Below are 8216 nucleotides of genomic sequence, written 5' to 3' on the forward strand. Positions count from 1 at the left end.
GGGGCGGCGCGCCGCCCGGCCGGGGCCGCCCCCGCGGTCGGCGGCACCGGCCTCGGCCGGACCCGCAAGGCCCGGCTGCGGGTGACCAAGGTCGACCCGTGGTCCGTGATGAAGGTCAGCTTCCTGCTGTCGCTGGCCGTCGGCATCATCATCATCGTGGCCTCGGCCGTGCTGTGGATGACGCTGGACTCGCTCGGCGTCTTCGACTCGCTGACCAAGACCCTCAAGGACGTCACCGGCTCGGACAGCAGCGGTGGCCTCAACCTGATGGACTACATCGGCTTCGGCAAGGTGATGACCTTCACCACGCTGATCGCCGTGGTCGACGTCGTCCTGCTGACCGCCCTGTCCACGCTCTCCGCGTTCATCTACAACGCGGCGGCCGGCTTCACCGGCGGCGTCGAGCTCACCCTGGCCGAGGAGGACTGATCCCGGCCGGATCCTGACCCTCGCTCAGCTCTCCGTCCGGGGACGGAATGCGCGGGCCCCGCAGGCTGTTCCAGCCGGTGGGGCCCGTCGGCATTTCGGGTGACAGCCGGCCGCCCGCGGCGCGCCGTCCGGAGACCGGGCGGCCGCGGTGGGATTAGCTGGGTGCCACCCCTCCCGCGCCTGGGAGTGCCGCAGGCCGCCCCCGGTCCGCCCGACCGGGTCAGCTGAGGTTCCGCAGGACGACTGGACGGAGGCGCGCGGTGGCGAAGCTCGCAGGTCAACTGGTCGAGGCCCTGGAAGGGCTGTTGGGGGTCCCGGTGCCGCTGCGGGTGCAGGTCTGGGACGGCAGCGTCGCCGGGCCGCCGGGCGCGCCCACCGTGGTCCTGCGCAACCGCCGGGCACTGCGCCGGCTGATCTGGCAGCCGAACGAGCTGGGACTGGCCCGGGCCTACGTCGCGGGGGACCTGGAACTCGCCCCCGGCACCGACCTGTACGAGACGCTCTCCGCCGTCGCCCGCTTCGCCGAGCGGCCGGAGATCCGCACCCTGGCCCTCGGGCCGCGCGACGTGCTCGGGGCCAGGGGCCGCCGGGTGCTCGCCGCCGCGCTGCGGGCCGGAGCGGTCGGCCTCGATCCCGAGCCGCCCCGCGAGGAGGTCCGCAGGGCCGACGGGCGGCTGCACAGCCGCAGCCGGGACCGCGCGGCCATCAGCCACCACTACGACGTCGGGAACGACTTCTACCGGATCGTGCTGGGCTCCTCGATGGTCTACTCGTGCGCCTACTGGACGCCGGAGGCGAAGAGCCTGGAGGCCGCCCAGGAGGCCAAGCTCGACCTGATCTGCCGCAAGCTCGGCCTGCGCCCCGGGATGCGCCTGCTGGACGTCGGCTGCGGCTGGGGCTCGCTGCTGCTGCACGCGGCGAAGCACTACGGGGTCACCGCGGTCGGCGTCTCCATCTCCCGGGAGCAGGTCGCGCTGGCCCGCGCCCGGGTCGAGGAGGCCGGGCTGTCCGACCGGGTCGAGGTCCGGCTCCAGGACTACCGGGAGATCGCCGACGGGCCCTTCGACGCGGTCTCCAGCGTCGGGATGGCCGAGCACGTCGGCTCCGAGCAGTACCGGGTCTACGCCGAGGGCCTGTACCGGCTGCTGGTGCCCGGCGGCCGGCTGCTCAACCACCAGATCGCCCGCCGCCCCGACGTGCCCGGCGAGCCGCACCGCACCAGCCCGTTCATCGACCGCTACGTGTTCCCGGACGGCGAGCTCTCCCCCGTCGGCTCCACCGTGGCCCGGTTGGAGGAGGCCGGCTTCGAGGTCCGGGACGTCGAGTCGCTGCGCGAGCACTACGGGCTGACCCTGCGCGAGTGGGTGGCCAACCTGGAGGCGCACTGGACGGAGGCGGTCCGGCTGGCCGGGCGCGGCCGGGCCCGGGTCTGGCGGCTGTACATGGCGGCCTCCGCGCTCGCCTTCGAGCAGAACCGGATCGGGATCAACCAGGTCCTCGCCGTCCGCAGCACCGAGGAGGGCACGGCGGGTCTGCCGTCGACCCGCGAGGAGTGGTTGTTGCGCCCCGCCGCCGCTGCGCCGCAGCTGGTCGCGGGGGGCGCCGCCGCGGCCCCGGCCGGCCCGGATTTGGGAGATCGGCCGTCGGTCCGCTAATCTTTCAGTGCGGCAAGGGCCTATAGCTCAGACGGTTAGAGCGCTTCCCTGATAAGGAAGAGGCCACAGGTTCAAGTCCTGTTAGGCCCACCACCGCGAAGGGCCCGGAGTGATCCACTCCGGGCCCTTCGACGTTTTCGCGTATCGGCCGGAGTCGGGTACGCTTTCTGTTCGGTGAGGGCCTATAGCTCAGACGGTTAGAGCGCTTCCCTGATAAGGAAGAGGCCACAGGTTCAAGTCCTGTTAGGCCCACCTCCCCGAAGGGCCCGGAGTGATCCACTCCGGGCCCTTCGACGTTCCCCGTCGCCGGGCCGGGAACCGCCCGCCCTCCCCCGCTGTTCTCCGGGAGGGACGGTGGAGGGTTGGTGACGACATGGCGGTGCTCTGGGCGATGAGCATTCCCGGACTGGTCTGCGCCCTGGTGGTGCTGGCGGCGCTCGACCAGCTGGCGCTGCGGGCGGGCCGCGCCCGCTGGGTGCCCTGGCGGGGGACCGGCCGGGAGGGGCAGATCTCGGCCACCGGATTCGAGCAGCTGCACGCGCAGTTCGCTGCGGGCAAGCAGCATGAGCTGGACGAACGCCGCAGCACCCTGATGCTGCGGGACGAGGAGGGCGAGGGGGCACCGCCGCGGACCAGGGTGGACCTGGTGAACGGCACGGCCGTGGTGGTGGTGCCGGACGGACCCGTGGACGGAACGGCCGGCCGCACCTGACCGGGGGCGCCGGGGCGGTCTTGGGCGCGGCCGGAGCGGCCGCCAGGAGGTGTGGCGTCAATCCTGGGACCGCACCGCCGGGTTGGCCGTACGGCGGCTGGTCACGATTGGGACACCGGTGTGTATCATCGGCCGCAAGGGCAGTCTGGCACTCGGCCGCCCGTTCGCGCTCGAAACACAACTGGACTCGTCGGCCCGGTCAGTCCGGCCGGATCCGGCTCTTGAGTCCACCAACGCACGAAGGACGAGGTCCCGCGGTGAAGAAGCTTCTCCTGGTCGCCCTGGTCGCCCTCGGCGGCTTCTTTGTCTACCGTCAGGTCCAGGCGGACCGCGCCGAGCAGGACCTGTGGACCGAGGCCACCGACCCGGTTCCGGCCGGTCGCTGAGCCCTCGGCGATCTGACGATCGACGAACTCCGGAGGCGCCCGTCAGCGCCTCCCGGGCCGGCCGGCCCGGTCGACGAACCGGACCGGCCGACCACAGGGAATGGCACCGTTCCGGGGGGACGGCGCTGGGAATCGCGCCGGAAACCGGTACGCTAGTGCCCGTTGGCACGCGCGGTGCCGTCGAGGGGCATTAGCTCAGTTGGTAGAGCGCTGCCTTTGCAAGGCAGATGTCAGGAGTTCGAGTCTCCTATGCTCCACAGTTCACAGCAGTAGTCGATCGGCCGCCGACCAGGAACCTGGTCGGCGGCCGATCGGCGTTTCGGGTGTTTCCGGATGGTCAGTGCGGCTTCGGGCCGTCCTCGCCGGCGGGGCCGTCGTTCTCGTCCGCCGGGCCCCCGTCCCTCGGCTCGGCGGTGGCGTCCGACTCGGAGCCGTTCACCGGGGCGGACGCCGGGTGCGCGTCGGCCGGCCGGGACTCCTGCCCGGTCGGGGGCTCGACCAGCCACTCCGGGTTGCTGTGCCGACGCCACCACTCCCAGGCCACGATGCCGCCGCCGATCGCCAGCAGGCCGGCCACGGCGAGGCCGGCGGCCAGGCGGTTGCAGTGCTCCTTCCGGGCGTTCCGGGCGGCCAGCTTGCTGATCTCGGCCGAGCTGACGTTGCCGTGGAGGGCGGTCAGCGCGGCGGCGCCGCGCGCCTGGGCCTCCTGCGCCACCGGGACGACGGTGGCGCGGGCCTCCTCGACCGCATGGGCGATCCTGGGGCCGACGGTGGCGCGGGTCTGGTCCGTGGCCCGGGCGGCGGACAGGCGGGCCGCCAGGGCGGCCTCCTGGGCCCGGTGGAGGGCCTTCAGGACGTTCTGCTGGGCCTCCGGCGGCAGGCTGGCGAAGACGTGTCCGAACTGCGGGGCGAGATGTCTGTCGTACTGGACCCGGAGATTGTGGGCGGCCAGCGCGGCCTTCGGACCGACGGCGTCCAAGGCCGGGCCGAGGCGCTGTCTGGCGCCGTCCGCGAAGTGTGCGGCGGTGTCCCGGGTCCTGGTGGCCGTCTCTCGGGCCGAATCCGTGAAGCTCACGAGTCTCTCCTCCTGGGTGGCGTCCTTTATGCACATATCCACCTGAATGCTGATCATGCACCCTGATTTGTCCGGAAGCATGTCGGAGTGGGCCGTACGCGGGGCTCCGTGGTGCGGGCGGGTGGTGAGGGCGTGCCGGGGAAGGGCCGAGGGCCGGGCCTGCGGGGCGGGCGGATGTGGGGGAGCCGGTCCGGGAACGGGGGCGCGGCAGTAGGCTGGCGGTTTCGGAGGTCGTGTACGGGAAGGGGACACCGCTGATGCTCCCGGACGAGCCGCGGCCGTCGGCCGATCGGTCCCCGGAGGCCGGACTGCCCGGCTGCCACCGGCACCCGCAGACCCCGACCGGGGTCTCCTGCACCCGCTGCGAGCGGCCGATCTGCCCGCAGTGCATGGTGACCGCCTCGGTGGGCTTCCAGTGCCCGGAGTGCGTCGGCAGCGGCCACGCCGGGTCCCGGCAGGCGACCACCCGCTTCGGTGGGGCCCTTGCCGCCGACGGCGGGCTGGTCACCCGGGTGCTGATCGGGCTCAACATCGTGGTCTGGGTACTGGCGGCCTACGTGCTCACCCCGCGGCTGGGCCAGACCTGGTCGCTGCTCAGCGCCGGGCGGGACATCCTCGGCGGCCCGGCGGGCGTCGCGGACGGCCCGGACCAGTGGTACCGACTGCTGACCGCGGCCTTCCTGCACCTGGAGTGGTGGCACGTCGGGACGAACATGCTGGTGCTGTTCTGGCTCGGCCCCTCGCTGGAGGAGGCGCTCGGCCGGCTGCGCTTCCTGGCCCTCTACCTGCTCTCCGCCCTGGGCGGCAGCACCTTCGCCTTCCTGGTGGCCGGCGACTGGATGAACTCGGTGGGCGCCTCCGGCGCGGTCTTCGGGCTGATCGGCGCCACGATCGTGATGCAGCTGCGGAACAAGGGCCCGCTCGGCCCGGCGATGGCGTTCCTGGTCTTCAACCTGATCGTCACCTTCTCCCGCCCGAACATCGACTGGCGCGCGCACGTCGGCGGGCTGGTGCTCGGCGTGCTGACCGCGGCCGGCCTGATGTACGCCCCGCGCGAGCGCCGCGGCCTGGTCCAGGCGCTGGCGGTGGCGGGCGCCCTGGCGGTCGAGGCGGGGATGCTGCTGACCGGGATGGCGCTCTACGGGGCCTGACCCCGGACGTTTGTCCACAGCGGGTGCGGGGTTGTGCACAGGCTGTGCGGACCGCTGGTTGTGGACTGCTGTTCTACGCGTGTCCTGCTGTGCGGATTTCCCATTCTCCGGGGGTTGTGCACAGCTGTGGACGGCCCCGGCCGGGAAGGTTATCCACAGGCTGGGGAGACTTTTCCCCAGTGTGGATAACCATGTGGATAAGCGTGACGGTCCGATGATCGGGAGAACCGCCCGGATCCCCGCCCGGCTCCGGGCACGCCCGACCGCCGCCCCGGGACGAGCGATCCGAAGCGGCGGAGAACGGCTCGAATCAGAGCCTCAGGACGGGCGGGCCGTCACTTCCACTGGGTGGAGACGCCGAACCCGGCGGCGATGAAGCCGAAGCCGACCAGGATGTTCCAGTTCCGCCAGCTCTCGACCGGGTAGGTGCCACTGGTCACGTAGTAGGTGACGATCCACACCAGGCCGATCAGGAACAGTGCCAGCATCAGCGGCGCGACCCAACTGCGGCCCGAACTGATCTTCACCGCGGCCGTGGTCGGCGGGGTGTAGTCGGACTTCTTGCGGAGTCGAGACTTCGGCACGAGGAGCTCTCCTGTCGATGCGCTGTGAGACCGCGCGGGCGTGCAGCGGGTGGAATCGGCCGGGCCGGCTGTGGAGAACGCCCTGGGGACCGCTCCGCCACATGCCACCGGCGTCCGTTAGCGTAGTGGGTCGGCGGGTCTTGAGGAGATAAGGGTACGGTGACTAATTTGTCGATTCCCCCTGAGACGGCCCGTACCCGCCGCTCCGGTACCCGAATTGTCGGACGTGCCCTGACCTGTGCCGTCTTCGCGCTCGCCGGCCTGCTCTTCTACATCAGCGCGCAGACCGCCCGCGGCACGGACCTGCGGACCGACAACTCGCTGCTCAGCCTCGGTGACGTGATCCGCCAGCGCAGCGGGCAGAACCAGCAGGCGCAGTCCCAGCTCGCCGACCTCCAGACCCGCGCCCAGCAGCTCACCGAGCAGCAGGGCCACGACCCCGCCGACGCCGCGCGGCTGGACGGCCTGCGCTCCGGTGCGGCCCTGGAGCCGCTCCAGGGCGGCGGCCTGACCGTCACCCTCAACGACGCGCCGCCGAACGCCACCGCGCGCATCCCCGGGGTGCCCGAGCCCGGCGTCAACGACCTGGTCATCCACCAGCAGGACATCCAGGCCGTGGTCAACGCGCTGTGGCGGGGCGGCGCCGAGGGCGTGCAGGTGATGGACCAGCGACTGATCTCCACCAGCGCCGTCCGCTGCGTCGGCAACACCCTGCTGCTCCAGGGCCGGGTCTACTCCCCGCCGTACGTGGTCAAGGCGGTAGGGCGGACCGACGCCCTGCGCTCGGCCGTCGAGGCGGACCCGACGATCCGCAACTACCTCCAGTACGTCCAGGCCTACGGGCTGGGCTGGAAGGTCCAGGAGAGCGGCGAGTTGACCCTGCCCGGGTACTCCGGCACCACCGAACTGCGGTCGGCGGGCGGCCAGCAGTAGCGGACCTGCCCCGCAGCCGTGGACGGCGGGTCTACTCTTTAACCCAGTCCGCTACGTCGAGGGAGCACCATGTACGGCTGGATCTGGCGTCACCTCCCGGGGAACACCCTGGTCCGGGCCCTCATCTCGCTGCTCCTCGTCGTGGGGACCGTGTACCTCCTCTTCACCTACGTCTTCCCGTGGGCGGAACCGCTGCTCCCCTTCGGCGACGTCACAGTGGACGGCGGCGACGGTGCCGCGGCCGGCTGAGCCGGCGGGCCCGGAACTCCCTTCCAGCACCGCACCCCACGGAGACCACGCGCGCATGACGACCCAGCCGACCACCCCGCCCCGCATCCTGGTGGTGGACAACTACGACAGCTTCGTCTTCAACCTGGTCCAGTACCTGTACCAGCTCGGCGCCACCTGCGAGGTGGTGCGCAACGACGAGGTGACCGTCGAACACGCCGTACGCCGCTCCGGTGCGGAGGGCTTCGACGGGGTGCTGCTCTCCCCCGGCCCCGGTGCCCCGGAGGAGGCCGGGGTCTGCATCGAGATGGTGCACCACTGCGCGCGGATCGGCCTGCCGGTGTTCGGCGTCTGCCTGGGGCTCCAGTCGATCGCGGCCGCGTACGGTGCGGTGGTCGGCCGGGCGCCCGAGCTGCTGCACGGCAAGACCTCGCCGGTCGAGCACGAGGACGGCGGGGTCTTCGAGGGCCTGCCCTCGCCGCTGACCGCGACCCGCTACCACTCGCTCGCGGTCGAACCGGCCACCGTGCCGGCCGAACTGGTGGTCACCGCGCGCACCGGGAGCGGCGTGATCATGGGCCTGAGGCACCGTGAACTGCCGGTCGAGGGCGTGCAGTTCCACCCCGAGTCGGTGCTCACCGAGGGCGGGCACCGGATGCTCGCCAACTGGCTCGCGGAGTGCGGCTTCCCGCAGGCGGTCGACCGGTCGGCCGGGCTCGCCCCGGTGATCGGCCGGGGCTGACCGGCGTGACCGCGCTGCGTCCGGAGGGGCGTTTCCAGCCGGAGGCGGACCCGTACGGCACCGTGCAGCAGTACGGCGGGCCCCGGTACCCGGGCCAGGACGACGGCACCGGCGGCGTGTCGTACCAGCAGGGCTTCCCGGTTCAGACCGTGCCCGAGGACGCCTGGGGCGTGTACGAGCAGGCCCAGGAACCCCTCGTGGACGGGCCCGAGTACCCCTGGCTGCCTGACCAGACCCTCCAGCTGCGGCTGCCCCTCGTCGACGGCGCGCCGGCCGCCGAACCGGCCCCCACCGGCGGCCGGGCCGAGCGCCGCCGCGCCG

The 8216-nt window shown here is 72.3% G+C and carries 10 protein-coding genes, 3 tRNA genes and 1 pseudogene; 12 read left to right on the forward strand and 2 right to left on the reverse strand.

Features of this window, described 5'->3' with window-relative positions; translation table 11 throughout:
* The 7 genes from KS423_RS31410 to KS423_RS31440 form a co-directional block, all read left to right on the forward strand.
* Positions 1-429: DUF3566 domain-containing protein (locus tag KS423_RS31410; protein ID WP_224283159.1), on the forward strand; the 429-nt coding region annotated here is incomplete at its 5' end.
* Positions 430-689: 260 nt separating this feature from the next.
* Positions 690-2084, forward strand: coding sequence for a cyclopropane-fatty-acyl-phospholipid synthase family protein (locus KS423_RS31415; RefSeq protein ID WP_224283160.1), 1395 nt, complete (start codon positions 690-692; stop codon positions 2082-2084).
* A 16-nt stretch (positions 2085-2100) separates the two neighbouring features.
* Positions 2101-2177, forward strand: a tRNA-Ile gene (locus KS423_RS31420).
* Between the two features lie 85 nt (positions 2178-2262).
* Positions 2263-2336, forward strand: a tRNA-Ile gene (locus KS423_RS31425).
* Positions 2337-2457: 121 nt separating this feature from the next.
* On the forward strand, positions 2458-2796 hold the full coding sequence (locus KS423_RS31430) for a DUF6191 domain-containing protein (RefSeq protein WP_224283161.1): 339 nt from the start codon (positions 2458-2460) through the stop codon (positions 2794-2796).
* A 257-nt stretch (positions 2797-3053) separates the two neighbouring features.
* Positions 3054-3182, forward strand: coding sequence for a DLW-39 family protein (locus KS423_RS31435; protein ID WP_014137031.1), 129 nt, complete (start codon positions 3054-3056; stop codon positions 3180-3182).
* A gap of 184 nt (positions 3183-3366) precedes the next feature.
* A tRNA-Ala gene (locus tag KS423_RS31440) sits at positions 3367-3439 on the forward strand.
* An 80-nt stretch (positions 3440-3519) separates the two neighbouring features.
* On the opposite strand, the gene KS423_RS31445 is transcribed toward KS423_RS31440, so the two are convergent.
* Positions 3520-4257, reverse strand: a complete 738-nt coding sequence (locus KS423_RS31445) for a DUF5324 family protein (RefSeq protein WP_224283162.1) — start codon at positions 4255-4257, stop codon at positions 3520-3522.
* Positions 4258-4514: 257 nt separating this feature from the next.
* Here KS423_RS31445 and KS423_RS31450 point away from each other — a divergent pair, with 257 nt between their 5' ends.
* On the forward strand, positions 4515-5408 hold the full coding sequence (locus KS423_RS31450; RefSeq protein WP_224283163.1) for a rhomboid family intramembrane serine protease: 894 nt from the start codon (positions 4515-4517) through the stop codon (positions 5406-5408).
* Positions 5409-5743: 335 nt separating this feature from the next.
* Here the strand turns inward: KS423_RS31450 and crgA are convergent, their stop codons facing one another.
* Positions 5744-5992, reverse strand: a complete 249-nt coding sequence (gene crgA, locus KS423_RS31455; protein WP_224283164.1) for a cell division protein CrgA — start codon at positions 5990-5992, stop codon at positions 5744-5746.
* A 168-nt stretch (positions 5993-6160) separates the two neighbouring features.
* Between crgA and KS423_RS31460 the strand changes: the two genes are divergently transcribed.
* From KS423_RS31460 to KS423_RS31475, 4 genes and pseudogenes are all read left to right on the forward strand, one after another.
* Positions 6161-6925: a DUF881 domain-containing protein gene (locus tag KS423_RS31460; RefSeq protein WP_263455430.1), complete on the forward strand. Its 765-nt coding sequence runs from the start codon at positions 6161-6163 to the stop codon at positions 6923-6925.
* A 69-nt stretch (positions 6926-6994) separates the two neighbouring features.
* Positions 6995-7174 (forward strand): hypothetical protein, encoded by a 180-nt coding sequence (locus KS423_RS31465; protein ID WP_224283165.1) that lies wholly within the window; start codon positions 6995-6997, stop codon positions 7172-7174.
* Between the two features lie 55 nt (positions 7175-7229).
* Complete coding sequence (locus KS423_RS31470; RefSeq protein ID WP_224283166.1) at positions 7230-7895, forward strand: aminodeoxychorismate/anthranilate synthase component II; 666 nt, start codon at positions 7230-7232, stop codon at positions 7893-7895.
* Positions 7896-7900: 5 nt separating this feature from the next.
* A pseudogene (locus KS423_RS31475) lies at positions 7901-8216 on the forward strand (hypothetical protein); the annotation flags it as partial.

This window comes from Streptomyces sp. LS1784 (assembly GCF_020103755.1).
In the GTDB taxonomy this organism is placed as follows: domain Bacteria; phylum Actinomycetota; class Actinomycetes; order Streptomycetales; family Streptomycetaceae; genus Kitasatospora.